The following is a 17,430-nucleotide window of genomic DNA, read 5'->3' as shown; positions in this document are numbered from 1 at the left end:
CGCCGCAGTGCCCATTCAACGCACCCAATGTGGCCTTCGGTGCGTCTGACGCACCGAAGGCCACATTGGGGCGCTTGGGCCAGGGCGGGTCAGGACGTGACGGTCAGCAGGTACTGCAGCAGCGTCACCAGCTCGCCGCGTTCGGCGTCCGAAAGCACGTCGAACACCGGGGCCAGCAGCTGGTTCGTCACGTCGATCGCGCTCTGCCAGCGCTTGCCGACCTGGCGGACGCGAGAGGCGTCCAGCTGGCCCGGCCAGCCGAACAGGTCCCAGATCACCGACGGCGAGTGGTAGCGCAGCGCGTCCTGCGGCGCCAGCTCGCCCGCGAGCACGGCCACCATGTGCCGCGCGCCGCGCAGCTCGCGCAGGACGTTCAGCTGGTGCAGCGCGTGCGCCTTCGGCTCCGCCGGCACGTCCAGGGCACGCCAGCCGGCGAACACCGGGGCCAGCTCCGGGGTCGCCGCGGCGACCACCGGGTCGAGCAGCTCGGCGAGGCGGGCCGCGTCGAACTCGTCCGGGATGTGCTCCTGGGCCCAGTCCGCCGCGCACACCGCGAACTCGACCGACGCCTCCCGGCGCGGCAGGACGTCGCGGCTGCGTTCCCACACCACCCGCAGCGACTCGGCGTTGACGAACGTGAAGCCCGCCGCGACGACGTCGGAGTCGACGTCGCCCAGCACCCCGCCGCGGCCGACGAAGTAGAAGTCCGACTCGACGAACCCCAGCTCCGCGCCGCGGGCGAGGGTCTTGGTGCCGAGCATGAAGCCGGACGGGATCCGGCGGATCGGGTCCTCGGTCGCCGCGGCGACGTCGAGTGCGTGCATGGCTTTCTCCTTCTCGGAGGACGGCAGGGGACGGCGGGGCGCGAGGGCGCGGCCTCGCCCCAGCATGCGGGCGCGCGCGACGGGCAGCCAGAACCGGCTCATGCTGGTACTGCCAATACCACGACTGGTTCAGGCTCTCCACGCGCGCGACGCGTGCCCCAGGCTGGTGCCATGGCTACTGACGCATCCGAATCCCGGCCGAGCCCGCCCACGCGCTTCGGCGCCCGGCGCTGGCTCGTGCTCATCATGCTCTGCGCATCGCAGTTCATGGTCGCGCTCGACTTCTCGATCGTCAGCGTGGCCCTGCCCACCATCGGGCGTGACCTCGGCTTCTCGTCCACCGCGGACCTGCAGTGGGTGATGACGGCCTTCATCTTGTTCATCGCCGGGTTCCTGCTGCTGTTCGGGCGGGCGTCCGACCTGTTCGGCCGCCGTCGGCTGTTCCTCATCGGCGTGGCGCTGTTCACGGTGTTCTCGCTGGCCGGTGGGCTCGCGGACACGCCGTGGCTGCTCATCCTGGCCCGCGCGGGCCAGGGCATCGGCGCGGCGATGGTCGGCCCGGCGGCGATGTCGCTGCTGACGACGTCGTTCCGCGAGGGCCCGGAACGCCAGAAGGCGCTCAGCGTCAACGGCGCGGTGCTCATGCTCGGCTTCATCGTCGGGGTGATCAGCGGCGGGATCATCACCGGCGCGCTGAGCTGGCGCTGGACGATGCTGCTGCTGGCGATCATCGGCGCGATCGTGTTCGTCGCGGCGCTGGCGCTGCTGGAGGAGAGCAAGGACGCCAACGCGGCCCGGCTCGACGTCCCCGGCGCGGTCCTCGCCACCGCGGGCATCCTGTCGCTCGTCTACGGCATCTCGACCGGCGACAGCGCCGGCTGGGACAGCCCGGCGACGATCGGCACCCTGGCCGGCGGGGTCGTGCTCCTGGGCTTGTTCCTCTTCGCCGAGTCGAGGCACCCGGCTCCCCTGGCACCGCTGGACGTCCTGCGCCGCCGGTCGGTGAAGTGGGGCGGCCTGGCCGGGTTCATCACGTTCGGCATGTGCGGTGGCGCGACCGTCCTCGAAACGCTGTACATGCAGGACGTCCTGGGCTGGAGCCCGCTGCGCACGGGGCTGTCCCTGATCCCGCTGGGTGGTTCGGCGGTGATCGGCGGCCTGATCGGCAACAAGGTGATCGGCGCCCTCGGCGTGCCGCGCGCGCTGGTCTGCGGGTTGCTGCTGCAGGCGGTGGCGACGGGCCTGATGACCCTGCTGCCCGAAGGCGGCGACTTCGCTCTGCTGATCGTGACGAACATCGGGCTCGGTTTCGGCCACGTGACGGCGGTGATCGCGTTCAACATCACGGTGACGTCGGGTCTTCCGAACGACAAGCAGGGCCTGGCGGGCGGTCTGGCGCAGACGGCCCAGCAGCTGGGCAGCGCGGTCTGGCTCCCGGTGCTGGCGGCGGTGGTGACGGCCCGCACGGCGAGCCTGCAGGGTTCGGGCACCACGGTGTCGGCGACCACGGGCGGGCTCCACGCGGGCCTGCTGACGGCGGGCCTGATCGCCCTGTTCGGCGCGCTGGTGGCGACGATCTTCTTGCGCGGCCGGCAAACCGCGACGGCGACGGCGGCGCCGGTCACCGCCGGTGTGAACGACTGATCCACCCTCAAGCCCGCGCCCGTCGGTCTCCCCAGGGACCGGCGGGCGCTTCCTTGTGCTCTGCCGCAAGGGGTTCCGGGCGGGCCTGCGCTCGGGCCACCTTGTTACGGCAGCCCGCCACCCGCCCGGCCTACGCCCCAGCCACCTCGTGCAGCACACCTTCCCGGCACACCGCTACCACCCGCCGCGTCAGCCGGATGTCCGCCAGCGGATCACCATCGACCACCACCAGGTCCGCCCGCTTCCCCACCGCGACCTCACCCCGATCGGCGAGCCCGAACCGCCGCGCCGGCGCCGACGTTGCCGCCGTGAGCGCGGCCGCCGGGGTCAGACCGGCCTTCACCAGCAGTGCCAGTTCCCGGTGCAGGCTCAGCCCGTGCGCGGTGCCCGGCGCGCCCGCGTCCGTCCCGGCCAGCACGCACACCCCCGCCGCCGCCAGCGGGGCCACCGCGCGGGCCGCGTGCTCGGCCGCGTAGCCGGCCACCGGGGCCGGCACCATCGGCGTCGCCAGGGTGGCCAGCGCGGCCGGGGACAACGCACCGGTGCGCTCCGGCTCGGCCCGCCCGCAGAACGACTCCAGGACGGTCAGCGTCGGCACCACGAACGCGTCGCGCGCCGCGAGCCCCGCGATGAACTCCCGTCCGAGTGGCCGGTCGAACGGCAGGTGCGCCAGCCCGTCCGCCCCGGCTCGGACGGCCGCCAGCGCGGATCCGGCGTCGAGCGCGTGCACCACCGCCGGCACGCCGTGCGAGTGCGCGGCCGCGATCACCGCCGCGACGGCCGCCGGGGACAACGCCGGCAGGTGGCCCTCCCCCGGCACCGACGACGCGAACACCTTGACGTAGTCCGACCCCTCGGCCAGCCGGGCCGCCACGAACACCCGCGCGTCCGCCGCCGAGCCGAGGGTGGGGAACGTGCCGAACAGCCCGTGGTGGACGAGCTGGGCCGGGTGCCCGCCCGGCGCGGTGGCGCCGATCCCCGCCGAGCAGACGTCCGACACCGGCCCGCCGCTCGCCGCTTCGGCGCGGATTTCCCGCAGGAGCACGGGGTCCGCGAACATGTCCAGCTGAGTCGTGACGCCGAAGGCGAAGCCGTGCCGCAGCCCGGGCCGGGTGATGTGCACGTGCGCGTCGATCAGGCCGGGCAGCAGCGTCCGGCCGCACCCCTCGACGACGTCCACATCGGACACCGCGAGGTCACCGACCGCGGCGATCCGGCCGCCTTCGACCAGCACGCTCGCCCGCCGGACGCGGTGGCCGTCGAACACGCGGAAGTCACGGAACAGCAAGGGGAAACCTCCTCCGGACAGACCGACGGCCGCCGCCCCACGCGGGGACGGCGGCCGGGGTGACGACGAGCTCAGCGCGGCTCGGGGCCGATGATCCAGTTCTCGCGCACGACCATCTCGTGCACGTACCGCGGCTCCACGATGGACAGCAGCTCCTCGTGCGCCCGCTGGTAGGCGGGCGAGGCGACCGCCTCGGCGAGTGCGTTGGTGTCGTCGAACCACAGCTGCTGCGCCGCGTCGAGCAGGGCCTCGCCGACGCCGTAGTACCCGTCGCGGGTGGTGCCCTGCAGGTACCGGCGCAGGCCGGGGACTTCGGCGGCGAGGTCGGCGTACTTGCCGCGCAGCCGTTCGCGGAACTCGGCCAGCGGCAGCCCTTCGCGCCGCTTCACCAGCTGGACCAGCTTGACGCCACCGGCGTCGGCCGGGCCGGGCACGACCTCGTGGGCGTCGGTGTCGAGCACGACCGACCGCCAGAAGGCCGCCCAGCGCGGCTCGTCCAGCCGCGCGCCGTTGAGGAACTCGTCGGTCTGCAGGGAGGCCAGCTGCTCCTCGTCGTTGGCCAGCCAGATCTCCGCGATCCCGCTCCACATCGGGTCTTCGGGCTCCGGCCCGAACGGGATCCGGGTGTCGATCAGGTACTTCCTGATCTGCGGGATCTTGGCGGCGTACCGGACCGCGTGCTCTTCGACCCAGTAGCGCTGGAACTCCTGCTCGCTCATCCCCGGCTTGGGGTGGGCGAAGATCAGTTGGTGGATCATGCGGTGCTCCCTTGTCGATCCGCGTGCTGCGACCGGATCCCATGGCACCGCGCGGCGCGCGCGGGCGGCAAGGGGCCGCGCGGCCGCCGGCCGCACTCCCGCAAGTCGGCCGGGTGACCGCACGAAGTAGCCACCGGATCGGTGCGGTCGCCGCGGCCGGGCCGGGAAGATCCGGGGTATGGCTGGACGTGGAGTGCTCGTCACCGGTGGCTCGAGCGGCCTCGGCGAGGCGATGGTGCGCCGGTTCGCGCGCGCCGGCGACCGGGTGTGGTTCACCTACCGGTCCCATCCGGACGCGGCCGCGCGGCTGGTCGCCGAAGTGGCCGAGTCCGGCGGAAAGGCGGAGGCGTTCGAGCTCGACCAGGGCGACGCCGAGAGCCATCGCCGGCTGCTGGAACGCGTGCACGGCCCGGTCGACGTCCTGGTCAACAACGCCGCCGTCGGGACCAAGACCGTCGAGTCCTGTGTGGACGGCCCGGTCGAGCTGCGCGACGAGGCGTTCCTGCGCATCAACAGCGTCGGTCCACTGTGGATGATCCGGGCGCTGCTGCCGGCCATGCTGGAGCGCGGCTACGGCAAGATCGTCAACGTCTGCAGCGTCGGCGGCGCCGTCGCGACGTTCCCGGCGTTCGAGGTCGCGGACGGGATGAGCAAGGCCGCGCTGGCCTACCTGACCCGGCACCTGGCCGCCCAGCTGGTGCACGACCCGGTCCACGTGTTCGCGCTCTGCCCCGGCGCGACGCACACGCCGATGCTGCGCGCCAGCCTGCTGGACGCGCTGGACGAACGACAGCTGGCGGAGCTGACCGGCCGCCTCCCCGGCGGCCGGCTCCTGGACCCGGCCGAACTCGCCGAACTGGCCTGGTGGCTCTGCGAAGAACCGGCCACGCTGCTGCACGGCGCGGTGCTCGACGCCTCCCGCGGTCTCGGCGTCCACCCCGGCCTCGTCACCGGCCCGGAAGCAGGCTGCTGATGGTCGCGAAACGAGCGGCCGCGCTGGCCGGGCACGCACCCGCGATCGCCGCCGCCCACCTGCGCGCGGAGGCCGATCCCTTCAACGCCGTCGCGAACCCCGGCGGCTTCCTCAACCTCGGCACCGCGGAGAACCGGCTGGTCTGGGACCTGCTGGTCGCCCACGTCACCGCGCCGCGCCGGCTGGCCCCGGCCGACGTCCGGTACGGCCCGCCGCACGGCACGCGCAAGCTGCGGGAAGCCACCGCCGCGCACCTGGCCCGGCAAGCCCGCGCCGACGTCGGCCCGGACGACCTGGTCGTCGTCGGCGGGGCCAGCGCCGCGCTCGACATCGCCGCCACCGTCCTGTGCGACCCCGGCGACGCGCTCGTGGTGCCCGCGCCCTACTACGGCGCGCTCGACGTCGTGCTGACCGCCCGCTCCGGCGCGCGGCTCGTCGCGGCGCCGATGCGGGCGGGCTTCCGGCTCGACCCGGCCGCCGTCGAGGAGACCGTGGTGGCCGCGCGGCGTCGCGGCGAGCGCGTCCGGGCGCTGGTGCTGACGTCGCCGGACAACCCGACCGGCCGGGTGCACCCGGCCGTGGTGCTGCGCGAGCTGCTCGCCGTCGCCGCGCGGCACGACCTCGACGTCGTCGCCGACGAGATCTACGCCGGCTCGGTGTTCGGGGCCGAGCCGTTCACCAGCGTGCTCGGCGGCGGGCCGCGGGTGCACGTGGTGTGGGGCTTCGCCAAGGACTTCGGGCTGCCGGGGCTCAAGGCCGGGGTGCTGTGCAGCCGGGACCCGGACGTCCTCGCCGCGGCGCGGGCCCTCGCGTACTTCGCGCCGGTGTCGAGTGACACCCAGGCCCTGCTCACCGGCCTCCTCGCGGACGAGACGGGCGTGCGGGACCTCCTCACGACCGGCCGTGCCCGGCTGGCGGCGGCGTACGCGAACGTCGAGGCCGCGCTGGCCGGGGCGGGCATCCCGCACGTGCCGGCGGACGCGGGCTTCTCGGTGTGGGTGGACCTGCGCGCGTGGCTGGGCGCCGCGACCGACGACGAGCTGTGGCGGCGCGTGCTCGACACGACCAGGGTGAACATCCTGCCCGGCTCGGCGTTCGGCTCGCCCGAACCCGGCTGGTTCCGGCTCTGCTTCGCCACCGACGCCGCCCTGGTCCGCGAGGCCGTCCGGCGGCTCGGCGCGCTGCCCCGGAGCCCGCGATGAGCCGCGGCCCGCTCGACGCCTGGTACGAGTCCGCGGGCGTGCGCGGCGGCGTCCGGCGGCTGCTGCACGACGAGTCCGACGACGGCAAGGTGTTCTTCCCGGAGCGGCTGGTGCCGTACCTGGCGCACGAGGCGGTCGTCGCGCTGCCGGCCGGGCGGCGGCGGGAGCTGGCCGTGCGGCACTTGTACCAGTTCCTGCTGTCCACCACGCACCTCGAGACCCGGGTCGTCAACCGCGGCGCCGAGCTGATCGCGAACGACCGCTGCGGCGTCCCGGTGGCCGCGCGGACCCGGCTCGACGCCTTCAAGGTGTACTGCGACGAGGGCTACCACTCGCTCTACAGCCTCGACCTGGCCGACCAGGTCGCGGCGACGACCGGGATCGCCGTTCCGCGCTGGGACTACGGCGGGTTCGTCACCCGGCTCGCCGACACCGCGGCCCGGACCCTGCCCGCGCACCCGGCGCTCGCGCCGCTGCTGCAGACCGTGGTGTTCGAAACGCTCATCACCAGCGTGCTCAACGAGGTGCCGGCCGACACCGGCGTCGTCACGACGGTCCGCGACCTGGTCCGCGACCACGCGAAGGACGAGGGACGCCACCACCGGTTCTTCACGGCGTTCTTCCACGAGCTGTGGCACGGCCTCGACACCGGCGCCCGGACGGCGGTCGCGTTCGCGCTGCCCGCGTTGCTGAAGAGCTGCCTGGTCTGGGACGTCGAGCCGGTGCGCTCGTCACTGCGCCTGGCGGGGCTGGACGCGCCGGCCGCGGCCGCGGTGGTCGACAACTGCTACCGCGGCGAGACCGGCGACGAACGGGTCCGCGCGATCTGCCGCGCGGCACTGCGGATGTGCGCGTCGGCCGGGGTGTTCGAGGTGCCGGGCGCGGTGGACGTCTTCGCCGCGCACGGCCTGCTGACCGGCGGGGAGGCCTGATGCCGGGCTACGGCGAGTACCTCCGGCTGCCGGCGCTGTTGGACCTCCAGGGGGCGCGGGCGCGGGACGAGCTGCTGTTCGTCGTCGTGCACCAGGCGTTCGAGCTGTGGTTCAAGCAGCTGCTGGCCGAGCTGGAGGAGGCCAGGGACCTGATGCTGCGCGGCGAGTCGCGCGCCCCGCGCGAACGGCTGACGCGGGTGGTGGCGGTGCAGCGGATGCTGTTGGGCCAGTTCGACGTCCTCGACACCCTGGCCCCGCAGGACTTCGCCCGGTTCCGCGGCGCGCTGGGCACGGGCAACGGTGGCCAGTCGGCGCAGTTCCGCGAGATCACGCTGCTGTCGGGGGCGGTTGACGACGGCCGGTTCGACCGGCCGTGGCACACCCCGGCCGAGCGGACCCGCCTGCGCCGCCGATACACGGAGCCCACGCTGTGGGACGGCTACTTGGCGGTGCTGTCGAAGGCGGGTTTCGCGGTCACGACGGAGGAAGAGCGCTTCGCGGCGTACGCCCGGATCGCGGCGGCGCGGGACGAGCTGTGGGACTTGAGCGAGGCACTGGTGGCCCACGACCAGGCCTGGGCGGCGTGGCAGGGCCGGCACTTGCTGACGGTGCAACGCCAGATCGGCCGCCGGCGGGGCACGGGCGGGACAACGGGGGCCGCGCACCTCAGCGGCCGGCCGCAGGAGCGGTTCTACCCGGAGCTGTGGGAGTTGCGAGCACGCCTCTGACCCCACCCCCGAACGCGCCACCCCGGCACTTTCGGTATGAAAGTGCCGCTCCCAGGTCGGCACTTTCGGTATGAAAGTGCCGCGCTACTCCCTCGCCGCGGGGACCGTACGCCCGGCGGCGAGTTGGCGGGCCACTGCGGCACCCAGCGGTGTCGTCGGGTCGGGGAGGTCGTACGGCACGTCGAAGTGGGTGCGGCCGGCGATGACGAGGTCGGTGACGTCACCGCCGGCCGCGGTCAGGGCCGCCGACATCGCGTTGTGCTGGCGGATGAACTCGCCGGTCTCGTGCTCGCCGCGCGCCAGCACGATCGGCGGGAGCCCGCGTGGCAGCCGCCCCAGCGGGCTGAGCCGGCGCGCTTCGGCCCGGGTGAGGCCCAGCGCTTCGTTGACGTAGGACCCGGTCATCGGCTCGAGGTCGTAGATCCCGCTGAGCAGGCTGACCCCGGCGACGTGCGGGTCGCCCAGCGCCATCGCGGCCAGGTGTGCCCCGGCGGAGCTGCCGGCGAGGTGGATCCGCGCGGGGTCGACGCCGAGGACGGGCGCGGTTCGCGCGAGCAGCCGCACAGCCCGCCGGACCATGGCGACGATCCCGTCGAGCCGGTGCGCGGGCGCGAGCCCGTACCCGAGCGCGGCGTAGGCGACCCCCCGCTCGAGAAAGCCCGACGCGGTGAAGGCGGCCTGCTCCCGTCCGGACTCCTGCCAGAACCCGCCGTGGACGAAGACCATCAGCGGCGCGGCGGCGGCGCCCGGCACGGGGAAGAAGTCGAGCAGCTCGGGCGCGGCGGTGCCGTAGCGCAAGGTGCGGTGCGCGAAGGCCGCGCGGGCTTCGGCACTGCGTGCGCTGTACTCCCGGAGGTAGTGGCCGATGTCGGGCACCAGCCGGCTGGGCGAGAACTCCCGATCGAGGTAAGCCCGCTCCGCCGTCGTCACGCCGGCACCGCCTCGAGCACCGAAGCCCGCTCGCCGTGCGTCACCGCGCGCAGCTCGAACCCACCCGCCGCCAGCAAACCCCGCCACGCCGCCTCCGTGCGCTCGCGACCACCCAGCAACACCAGCATGTGCAGATCCAGCAGGTGCGCCGGATGCGGCCCGCCGTCCTCCGGCACCACCTGTTCCAGCACCAGCAACCGCGCCGACGCGGACATCGCCGCGCGGCACGTCCGCAGGATCCGCGTCGCCCGCTCGTCGTCCCAGTCGTGCAGGATCTGGGACAGCACGTAGACGTCGCCACCCGGTGGCACCGACGTGAAGAAGTCCCCGCCCACGAACCGCGCCCCGGGCACGTCGAACGGCACGCCGGGCCGGTCGAACACCGTGCCCCGCAACCCGGGATGGGCCGCCAGCAGCGCGCGCACCAGCGTCCCGTCGCCACCGCCGACGTCGATGACGTGCCCGACGCCGTCCCACGACCGGGCCAGCAGCGGCTCCAGCCGCCGCTCGACCAGCCCCGCCTGCGCCGCCGCGAACTCCGCCTGCCGGTCCGGCCGGGCGGCCAGCCAGTCGAACAGCGGCGCGCCGAACTCGGCCTCGAACGCCGGTTCCCCGGTTTGCAGGCTCTCCGGCGCCCGCTCCCAGACGCGGTACGCCTCGCCGGTCATCAGCCGCGACAGGTGCCGCAGCGATCCCGGGACGTCCGAGCGCAACAGCTCCCCGGCCGCGGTCAGCGCGTACTTTCCCGACACGGCAACGAAAAGCCCCTCGCCGGCCAGGGCACGCAGGAACCGCGTCAGCGCGTCCGGCGCGAGACCGAGGTCCGCCGCGAGCGAGGCCGCGGTGGCCGGGCCCGCCGCCAGCCGGTCGACGACGCCCAGCTCGGTCACCGCGTGGATCGCCTGGGCCAGCACGCCGCCCAGGATCATCCGGCGCACGTCCGCGTAGCCGGTCACGCGCCGACTCGCAGCGGCCGGGCGGCGAGCGCCGGGAACAGCGGCACCGCGGCGGCCTGGCGCAGGTAGTCCGCGCCGCTCGTGCCGCCGGTGCCGGGAGCCGTGCCGATGATCTTCAAGGTGATCCCCCAGTGCGTCCGCTTCATCGCGCACCACGCCTCGTCGAGCCGGGCCAGCTCCGCCCGCACCCCGGACGTCGCGCTCTCGCCCAGCCGCACCACAGCGTCCTGCAAGCCGGCGGACACGTCCTCGATCCGCCGGTACCCCCGTGACTGCACCGCGCTGCGGCCACCCGTGTGCGCCCGGATCACCGCGAACACCGCCGGCGGCATCGTGGTGACCACCCGGTGCAGCGGTGGCGACAACGCGAGCAGCCGCACCGCTTCGGCGACGAGCACCCGCGCGCGGTCGACGGCGCGCCGCACGAGCGCGTCCCGCGCGGCCACCAGGGCGTCGCCGATCCGCCGGTACAGCGTCTCGAACAGCTGGAGGCAACGCAGGAACATCTGCTCGTCGTGCAGCGGGGTCATCGGCAGCAGCGACAGCTCGGTGACGACCCGCACGCGCGCCGCCACCGGTTCGAGCGCCTCGGCGACCCAGACCTCGGCGAGGTCGGCGAGGTCCTCGTCCGAAGCCGGGGACGGCAGCGCGACGTCGGTGTCCAGCAGCCGCGCCAGCACCCCGAGACACGCGCGCACCCGCTGCCGCTCCGCCCGGCCGGGCCGGGCGCCGAGCGCGCGGACCTCCAGCGCGAGGAGGTCCGCGGCCAGCGCCCGCAGCAGGTCGGCCGCCGCCCGGTGCGGGGGCAGGTCGGCGCCGGCCGGGCTCTCCAGCAGCGGCAGCGCCAGGTAGCCGTCGTAGCCGCCGCCGGCCCGATCGAGCGGGCACGGCAGCCAGTCCGGCAGCGGCCAGGCGAGCCGCGCGGCCCCGCCGCCGGGCAGTCCGCTGTGGACGGTGCGCAGCAGCGTGCCCAGCTCGTCGCCGGCGTAGCCGCGCCCGGCCGCCCGGTAGTGCCGCAGCACCGGGGCGAACGGAAACCCGGCCACGGCGGATGCTCCGATCCGCCCCGGACACCCGGCCAGCCAACGACGCACCGCCGCGGCGGCCGCGTGCCGGTCACTCCCCCGCGCCGCGGCCTCGCCGATCCCGCCGACGCCGGGCTCGTCGGGCCAGGCCCCGAAGCCGAATGCTGCCATCATGCTCCCCGCCTTCCGCGAAACTCAGACGTCGTACCGTTTCTTGACGTCTTCGGCGAAGCCGAGGTAGTCCCGCAGCGGCCAGACGACCTCGAACTCGAGGTACTCCCGCATCGGCAGCCGGCCGAGCGCGGTCCGGTCGAGCTCCTCGGCGTCCGGCGAGTCGATGATCGCGATGACCCGCTTCTGCGCGGCCACCTTCCAGATCCCGACGCAGAAGCCGGAGTCGACGGTCTCCTGGGCGTGCTCGGCCTCGTCGGCCTCCACGTCCCACAGCTCGTCGAGCGTGATCCGGCCTTCGTGGTTCCACTTCATCTGCACGTAGAACAACATGCGCGTGCGTCCCTTCTGGTCACCGCGAACGGATGCGGGAGGTGAGTTCGTGCCCGGCGCCGAAGACCTCGGTGGCGATGTCGAGCGCGGTCTTGCCGTCGTGGCCTTCGACGTCGACGCGGGCGCCGGCGTCGAGCAGGATCGACGCACAGTCGTCGTAGCCGTGCCAGAGCGCGTCGTGCAGCGCGGTGTAGCCGTTGGTCGCGCCCTGGTAGTCCAGGTCGACGCCGGGGATCGACGCGAGCGCCGAGGTGATCGCCGCGTGTCCGTTGTAGACGGCCTTGTGCAGCGGGCTGGCGCCGAAGGTCGGCTCGGTCGCGTTGACGTCCGCGCCGCCGCGCAGCAGCAGCGCCGCGATCTCCGCGTGCCCGTCGCGCGCGGCGACCAGCAGCGGGGTGTGCTGGTCGTTGAAGCCGTTGAGCACCGGGTGCCGCGCGTCGACGTCGGCGCCGGCGGCGATCAGCGACCGCACGCCCTCGACGTCGCCCGTGGTCACCGCGGCCATCAGCCGCTGGGCGGCGACCGCGTCCTCGTCGGCCTTCGCGCGCGCCTTCAGCGCCTGCTCGGCTTCGAGGAGCTTCTCCTTGCCGAGCTTGTTGACGTTCAGCTCGTACTCGAAGTGCTCCTTCATCGAGAAGCCGTAGTGCGTCGAGAGGTTGACGCCCGCGCCGAGCTCCAGCAGGTACCGGGTGATGGCCGGCCACTTGTACCAGAGCGCGTCCATCAGCGGGGTGTGCCCGGTGGTCGCGGCGACCGCGTCCACGAACGCGCCCGCGTCGACGAGCGCCCGCACGGTGGCCAGGTCGCCGCGCTGGACGGCCTTGTGCAGCGCGGTCGCGCCGCCGCGGCTGTCGGTGGTGAACACGTCGGCGCCGCCGTCGACCAGCTCGCGCACCACGCCCGCGTCGCCGAGCCCGGCCGCGAGCAGGAAGGTGGTCAGCCCGGTCACCGGGTCGCGCCGGTTCGGGTCGGCGCCGTCGCGGACCAGCTGCTTCACCTGCGCGCGGTCACCGGCGCGGACGGCGGCGACCAGCCGGTCGTCGATGTCGGAGCGGAACAACGCGATTTCCGGGCTGGCGTCGAAGAACGCGCGCCAGTGCGTCACCAGGCCGTCGTCACCGACGGTCAGGACCATGGCGAACTCGAAGTCCACCTCCATCCCGGTCTCGTGGTGCTTGAGCTTCTGGTAGTTGACGACGAACGCGCGGTCGTCCTCCACCACCATCTGCCGCTGCTCGAACTCCGTGACGTCGGCGTAGAGGGTGCGCAGCCGGAACGCCTCGAGCACCTCGTCCTTGCCCCGCCACACGCGCAGGTTGGGCACGATCGTGTTGAACTCGTTGCCGGGCAGGTCGAAGACGATCGCCGGGGAGAGCGCGGCGAGCACGCCCTCGACATTGCCCGACGCGACGTCGGAGAACAGTTTCGTGACCACCGCACGGGTTTGCGTGCTGTCCGCCATGAGAGATCCTTCGGCCGGTTGTGTCTACTGTGGTGTGTCAGGCCCTTCCGGCTTCCAGGACACCGTCCCGATACCCCACCCGGCAAGCCGCCGCCGCGCACTATCCGAAGTCGGGTGCGGAGGCGCTACTCCGTGCATTCGCCCTTGCCCGCCAACCGGTCCGGCTCGACGCTGGAGGGGTCGCCGGCCACCGCGGTGGCCCCGGGTGAGCGCTTTGAGGAGCCGACATGTCCCTGTCCCCAGAACTGCCCCGCACCACCGACGTGCTCGTCGTCGGCGCCGGACCGGTGGGCCTGACGATGGGCTGCGCGCTGCGCACCCTCGGGATCGACCACGTGGTCATCGACCGCGCGACCGGCCCCGCGCCGCACTCGCGGGCGTCCGCGGTGCACGTGCGCACGCTGGAGTCGCTGGCCGCGATCGGGGTCGCCGACGAGCTGGTGGCCCGGTCGATCCCGGGCCGCACGTTCACCGTCCGCGACGCGGAAAAGGTGTTGCTGTCCATCCCGTTCGCCGAGCTGGACACGCCCTATCCGTACGCGTTGAGCATCCCGCAGATGACCACCGAAGACGTGCTCGCCGCTCGCTACGCCGAGCTCGGCGGCGTCGTGCACCGCAGTACGTCGCTGCTCGACCTGCGCGAGACGTTCCCCGGCAGCACCGCGTCCATTGTGGACTCTTCCGGTGTGGTGCGAGCCATCGACGCGCGGTACGTCATCGGCGCCGACGGCATCCACAGCGTCGTGCGCGACCGGATCGGCGTCGGCTTCCCCGGCGGGCAGCGCCCTCAGACGTTCATGCTGGCCGAAGTCACCATGGACTGGCACGGCCCGGAGGACGAGGTCGTCACGTTCTACTTCTCCCCACGCGGACTCGGCGCGGTCGCGAAGATCCCCGGCGACCTCTACCGCGTGGTGGCGCTGGTCGGCGACGACGCCGGCGTGCCGACCCGCGAGGACGTCCAGGAGGTCATCGACACGCGCGGCCCGGGCGCGGCGGGCGGGCGGGTGCGCGAAGTGAAGATGGCGTCGAACTGGCGGGTCCACGAGCGGCTCGCCGACACCTTCGCCAAGGGCCCGGTGTTCCTCGTCGGCGACGCCGGGCACGTGCACAGCCCGGTCGGTGGCCAAGGCCTCAACACCGGGGTCCAGGACGCGCTGAACCTGGCCTGGAAGCTCGGCGCGGTGCTCGACGGCACCGCGTCCCCCGCGCTGCTGGACACCTACGACGCCGAGCGGCGCCCGGTCGCGGCCGGCGTGCTCGGGTTCACCGGCACGCTGACCGAGATCTCCACCCAGACGCTGCCGTCGAGCATCGGGCTGCGCAACGACGTGCTCGACTCGGTGTCCGCGCTGCCGGCGTTCCGCTCCTGGCTGGCCACCCGGCTGGCCGGGCTGCACGTCGGCTACCCGGGCGAGGACGGCCCGCACCAGCCCGGCCCCGGCCGCCGCGTGGCGCCCCGGCGCGGGATGGCGCCCGGCATCGGCTGGACGCTGGTCATCCCGCCCGCGGCCGACGCCGTCGCGGTCAAGGAGGCCGCGGAGGCGAGTGCCACGCCGATCACCGTGCTGCCCGCCGACGACGCCGGCCACGCCACGCTGGTCCGCCCGGACGGCTACGTCGCGCTGACCGCCGACGCGGCGGACGCGGCGACCCTGCCCGCCGGCCTCGCCGCCTGGCTGCGGCGGTCCTGACCCCGGTGCCCGGTCCCGGGTCCCCGGTTCGCCCCACCCCGATGGAAGTACCCAACCGAGGAGGTAGTCCCATGTCGGCACCCTGGTCCCGCCCGCCCGGCTCGGCCACGCTGATGCACGTCGCGATCCTCTGCAAGGACGTCGACGAGTCCCTGCGCTTCTACCGCGACGGGCTCGGCTTCGCGAAGACGTACGAATGGTCGAAGACGACCAGCGACACCGGTCAGGTGCTCTACTGCGACCGGGGCGTCTACGTCGAGCTGGACGGGCACACCTACATCGAGCTGTTCCCCGGCGGCCGCGACGACGTGACGTCGATTTCCGGGCCGCTGCAGCACATCGCGCTGATCGTCGACGACGTCGACGAGGCCTACACCAAGTGCCTCGGCGCGGGCGGCGCCGCGTTCCCGATCGAGGACTGGGACGGCGCGCCGACCCAGGTGTTCATCAACGGCGAGCCGGAGATGGAGGTGCGGGTCGCGTTCGTCCGCGGTCCCGGCGGCGAGCTGATCGAGCTGTACCAGCAGCTGAGCCCGGTGGTGGCGGTTGACCGGACCGCCACGGCGGCCGGCGCCTCGGCGTAGCCGGCACGCGGAAGAGCGGGCGGTCCCCCTGGGGCCGCCCGCTCTTTCGTGTGCCAGGGTTCAGAACCGCAGCGCGCGGATGATCGAGCACGGGTCGGTGTAGGACTTCCAGCGCACGATCCGGCCGTCGCGCACGGTCAGCGTCTCGACGTACTCGATCTCGAACGCCACCCCGGTGCCGCGCGCGACACCCTTCTCGTGCACGACGCCGACCGCCTGGTCGCCGTCGACGACCAGGCGGCGCAGCTCCTTGTGCCGCACGTCGCAGACCGACGTGAACGCCTCGAAGCTGGCCAGCACGGCGGCCGGGCCGTGGTAGGTGCCGATCCACGGCATGCAGTCGTGGTGCCCGGGCACGCCGACGAAGTTGACCCACTCGACGTCGTCGCCGAGCAGGTCCGCGGCCTCGGCGACGGCACCGTCGCAGACCCGGTCGAACCACGCCTGCGCGGTGGCGCGGGTGCTGCCGGCCTCGCCGGCGGACGGCACGACGCCGGTCTGCCAGTCGGGGGTGAAGGTGACGGCCGCGATGCGCCAGCCGGCGCCGGCGCGCCGCAGCCGCATCCGGTAGTGGCCGCCGAGCACCCAGGGCGGGCCGCCGTGGGCGGGCACGTGCGTTGCCTGGACCTGGGCGTCGCAGGTGGCGGTGTCGCCCTCGAGCGCGACGACGTGGTTGCCGATGAGGTGCTGGGTGGTGCGGAAGGCGGCGAACTCGGTCGTCCAGCCGGCCACCGCGGCGGCGCCGGTCACGGTCGCGGCGTCGCCGCCGTGCAGCGCGCGGTAGTCCAGGCACACTTCGTCGGCCAGGAGATCGGTCATCGCGGCCCAGTCCCGGCGGTCGGCGTACCAGCCGAACCGGTCGCACGCCTCGATCACGTCCAGCCGGTCAGTCGCGTTCATCCGTGCTCCTCACTCCCGGTGGCCAGGTGCGCCGCGGCGAGGTCGAGCGCCGCGTCGACGGTGGGTTCGTCGTCGTAGAAGTCGAACTGCGTGCCGGCCTGCCAGTACACTGTGGACGATCCACCGAGCAGGGCGGCGAACTTCCGGACGCCGGCGGGGAGCGCCGCGTCTTCGCTGTGCACGATCGTGACGGGCACGGTGACGGCGGGCGCGGCGGCGATCGCGTCGAAGCCCAGCCAGTGCGGCCACGAAAGCTCGGCGAACCGGTTGGGCCACTGCGGGATCGCGCCGCGGGACGGGTCGAGGTAGTAGCCGAAGGGCCCGCACATCGCGGCGGCGGGATCGGTGAGGCTGACGGCCGGGACGTACCGGACGACGCCGGTGCGGTCGAACTCCGCCTGGGCCTGCGCGCCACGCCGGATCCGTTCGGCGAGCCCGGTTTCGCCGCCGTAGACGTCGCCGACGAGGGTGGCGTCGTGCAGCCAGGGCGCGACCATGACCAGGGTGTCGAGGGCGTCGGCGGCCGTGGCGAGGTACCCGGCGCCGGCACAGACCCCGACCCCGCCGACGTGCGCGGCACCGGTCGCCCGCCGGAGGAAGGCGGCGGCCGCCCGGAGGTCGGCGACCTTGGCGGCGGGGAGCTCGGCGTGGCGTGGGTGGCCGCCGGAGTCGCCGTGCCCGCGGAAGTCGAAGGCCAGCGCGGGGAAGCCACGCTGGGCGAGGCCGCGGGCGTACCGCCCGGCCATCTGCTCCTTGACGGTGGTCCACGACCCGGCCACGACCACGGCGAGCGGATGCGAGGTCGAGGTGGGGAGGTGGAGGTCGCCGACGAGGGTTTCACCGGCGGAGGGGAATTCGACGCGCTGGACGTTCATGCCGCTTCTCCGATCGCCGGGCGAAGTCGGGAGTGGCGGAGGTTGCCGCGCCTCGCACTCATGCCGCCGCCCCGATCGCCGCACCAAGTCCGCGCGCGCAGAGACCACCGCCGCACCACGACCCGCGGCGGGCAGTCACGCCCGCGCACAC

At 73.8% G+C, this 17,430-nt stretch carries 17 protein-coding genes; 7 read left to right on the top strand and 10 right to left on the bottom strand.

The window, feature by feature from the left end; translation table 11 throughout:
• Positions 1-89: 89 nt before the first annotated feature.
• Positions 90-926 (bottom strand): helix-turn-helix domain-containing protein, encoded by an 837-nt coding sequence (locus M8542_RS31690; RefSeq protein WP_257923961.1) that lies wholly within the window; start codon positions 924-926, stop codon positions 90-92.
• A 69-nt stretch (positions 927-995) separates the two neighbouring features.
• Here M8542_RS31690 and M8542_RS31685 point away from each other — a divergent pair, with 69 nt between their 5' ends.
• Positions 996-2,468 (top strand): MFS transporter, encoded by a 1,473-nt coding sequence (locus M8542_RS31685; RefSeq protein ID WP_257923960.1) that lies wholly within the window; start codon positions 996-998, stop codon positions 2,466-2,468.
• A 130-nt stretch (positions 2,469-2,598) separates the two neighbouring features.
• Here the strand turns inward: M8542_RS31685 and M8542_RS31680 are convergent, their stop codons facing one another.
• Both M8542_RS31680 and M8542_RS31675 read right to left on the bottom strand, forming a co-directional pair.
• Entirely contained in the window at positions 2,599-3,756 is a 1,158-nt protein-coding gene (locus tag M8542_RS31680; RefSeq protein WP_257923959.1) for an amidohydrolase family protein, read from the bottom strand.
• 71 nt (positions 3,757-3,827) lie between these two features.
• Positions 3,828-4,514, bottom strand: a complete 687-nt coding sequence (locus tag M8542_RS31675; RefSeq protein WP_257923958.1) for an EthD domain-containing protein — start codon at positions 4,512-4,514, stop codon at positions 3,828-3,830.
• A gap of 178 nt (positions 4,515-4,692) precedes the next feature.
• On the opposite strand from M8542_RS31675, the gene M8542_RS31670 reads away from it, so the two are divergent.
• Genes M8542_RS31670 through M8542_RS31655 form a run of 4 tightly spaced genes read left to right on the top strand, consistent with a single transcriptional unit; the run spans position 4,693 to position 8,349 of the window.
• Complete coding sequence (locus tag M8542_RS31670; RefSeq protein WP_257923957.1) at positions 4,693-5,487, top strand: SDR family NAD(P)-dependent oxidoreductase; 795 nt, start codon at positions 4,693-4,695, stop codon at positions 5,485-5,487.
• The gene (locus M8542_RS31665) at positions 5,487-6,689 is read left to right on the top strand and encodes an aminotransferase class I/II-fold pyridoxal phosphate-dependent enzyme (RefSeq protein WP_257923956.1); all 1,203 of its coding nucleotides are present in this window, start codon (positions 5,487-5,489) and stop codon (positions 6,687-6,689) included. The genes M8542_RS31670 and M8542_RS31665 overlap by 1 nt, the downstream gene beginning before the upstream one ends.
• Positions 6,686-7,621, top strand: a complete 936-nt coding sequence (locus M8542_RS31660; protein WP_257923955.1) for a diiron oxygenase — start codon at positions 6,686-6,688, stop codon at positions 7,619-7,621. The genes M8542_RS31665 and M8542_RS31660 overlap by 4 nt, the downstream gene beginning before the upstream one ends.
• Entirely contained in the window at positions 7,621-8,349 is a 729-nt protein-coding gene (locus M8542_RS31655) for a tryptophan 2,3-dioxygenase family protein (protein ID WP_257923954.1), read from the top strand. Before M8542_RS31660 ends, M8542_RS31655 begins: the two co-directional genes overlap by 1 nt.
• An 84-nt stretch (positions 8,350-8,433) precedes the next feature.
• On the opposite strand, the gene M8542_RS31650 is transcribed toward M8542_RS31655, so the two are convergent.
• The 5 genes from M8542_RS31650 to M8542_RS31630 are packed head-to-tail and all read right to left on the bottom strand — an operon-like array spanning position 8,434 to position 13,226.
• The gene (locus M8542_RS31650) at positions 8,434-9,279 is read right to left on the bottom strand and encodes an alpha/beta hydrolase (RefSeq protein WP_257923953.1); all 846 of its coding nucleotides are present in this window, start codon (positions 9,277-9,279) and stop codon (positions 8,434-8,436) included.
• Positions 9,276-10,235: a methyltransferase gene (locus M8542_RS31645; RefSeq protein ID WP_257923952.1), complete on the bottom strand. Its 960-nt coding sequence runs from the start codon at positions 10,233-10,235 to the stop codon at positions 9,276-9,278. Before M8542_RS31645 ends, M8542_RS31650 begins: the two co-directional genes overlap by 4 nt.
• Entirely contained in the window at positions 10,232-11,434 is a 1,203-nt protein-coding gene (locus tag M8542_RS31640) for a tryptophan 2,3-dioxygenase (protein WP_257923951.1), read from the bottom strand. Before M8542_RS31640 ends, M8542_RS31645 begins: the two co-directional genes overlap by 4 nt.
• Positions 11,435-11,455: 21 nt before the next feature.
• Positions 11,456-11,764: a muconolactone Delta-isomerase gene (locus M8542_RS31635; RefSeq protein WP_257923950.1), complete on the bottom strand. Its 309-nt coding sequence runs from the start codon at positions 11,762-11,764 to the stop codon at positions 11,456-11,458.
• Between the two features lie 19 nt (positions 11,765-11,783).
• The gene (locus M8542_RS31630; RefSeq protein WP_257923949.1) at positions 11,784-13,226 is read right to left on the bottom strand and encodes an ankyrin repeat domain-containing protein; all 1,443 of its coding nucleotides are present in this window, start codon (positions 13,224-13,226) and stop codon (positions 11,784-11,786) included.
• Between the two features lie 227 nt (positions 13,227-13,453).
• Here M8542_RS31630 and M8542_RS31625 point away from each other — a divergent pair, with 227 nt between their 5' ends.
• Positions 13,454-14,920 carry an FAD-dependent monooxygenase gene (locus M8542_RS31625; protein WP_257923948.1) on the top strand — a complete coding sequence of 489 codons (1,467 nt, stop codon included), beginning with the start codon at positions 13,454-13,456 and terminating at the stop codon, positions 14,918-14,920.
• A gap of 71 nt (positions 14,921-14,991) precedes the next feature.
• On the top strand, positions 14,992-15,504 hold the full coding sequence (locus M8542_RS31620) for a VOC family protein (RefSeq protein WP_257923947.1): 513 nt from the start codon (positions 14,992-14,994) through the stop codon (positions 15,502-15,504).
• A 60-nt stretch (positions 15,505-15,564) separates the two neighbouring features.
• On the opposite strand, the gene M8542_RS31615 is transcribed toward M8542_RS31620, so the two are convergent.
• Complete coding sequence (locus tag M8542_RS31615; RefSeq protein WP_257923946.1) at positions 15,565-16,404, bottom strand: nuclear transport factor 2 family protein; 840 nt, start codon at positions 16,402-16,404, stop codon at positions 15,565-15,567.
• On the bottom strand, positions 16,401-17,279 hold the full coding sequence (locus M8542_RS31610) for an alpha/beta hydrolase (protein ID WP_257923945.1): 879 nt from the start codon (positions 17,277-17,279) through the stop codon (positions 16,401-16,403). The genes M8542_RS31615 and M8542_RS31610 overlap by 4 nt, the downstream gene beginning before the upstream one ends.
• Positions 17,280-17,430 lie beyond the last annotated feature (151 nt).

The organism is Amycolatopsis iheyensis (assembly GCF_024703995.1).
Taxonomy (GTDB): domain Bacteria; phylum Actinomycetota; class Actinomycetes; order Mycobacteriales; family Pseudonocardiaceae; genus Amycolatopsis; species Amycolatopsis iheyensis.
This window is presented reverse-complemented; position numbering and strand designations above follow the sequence as displayed.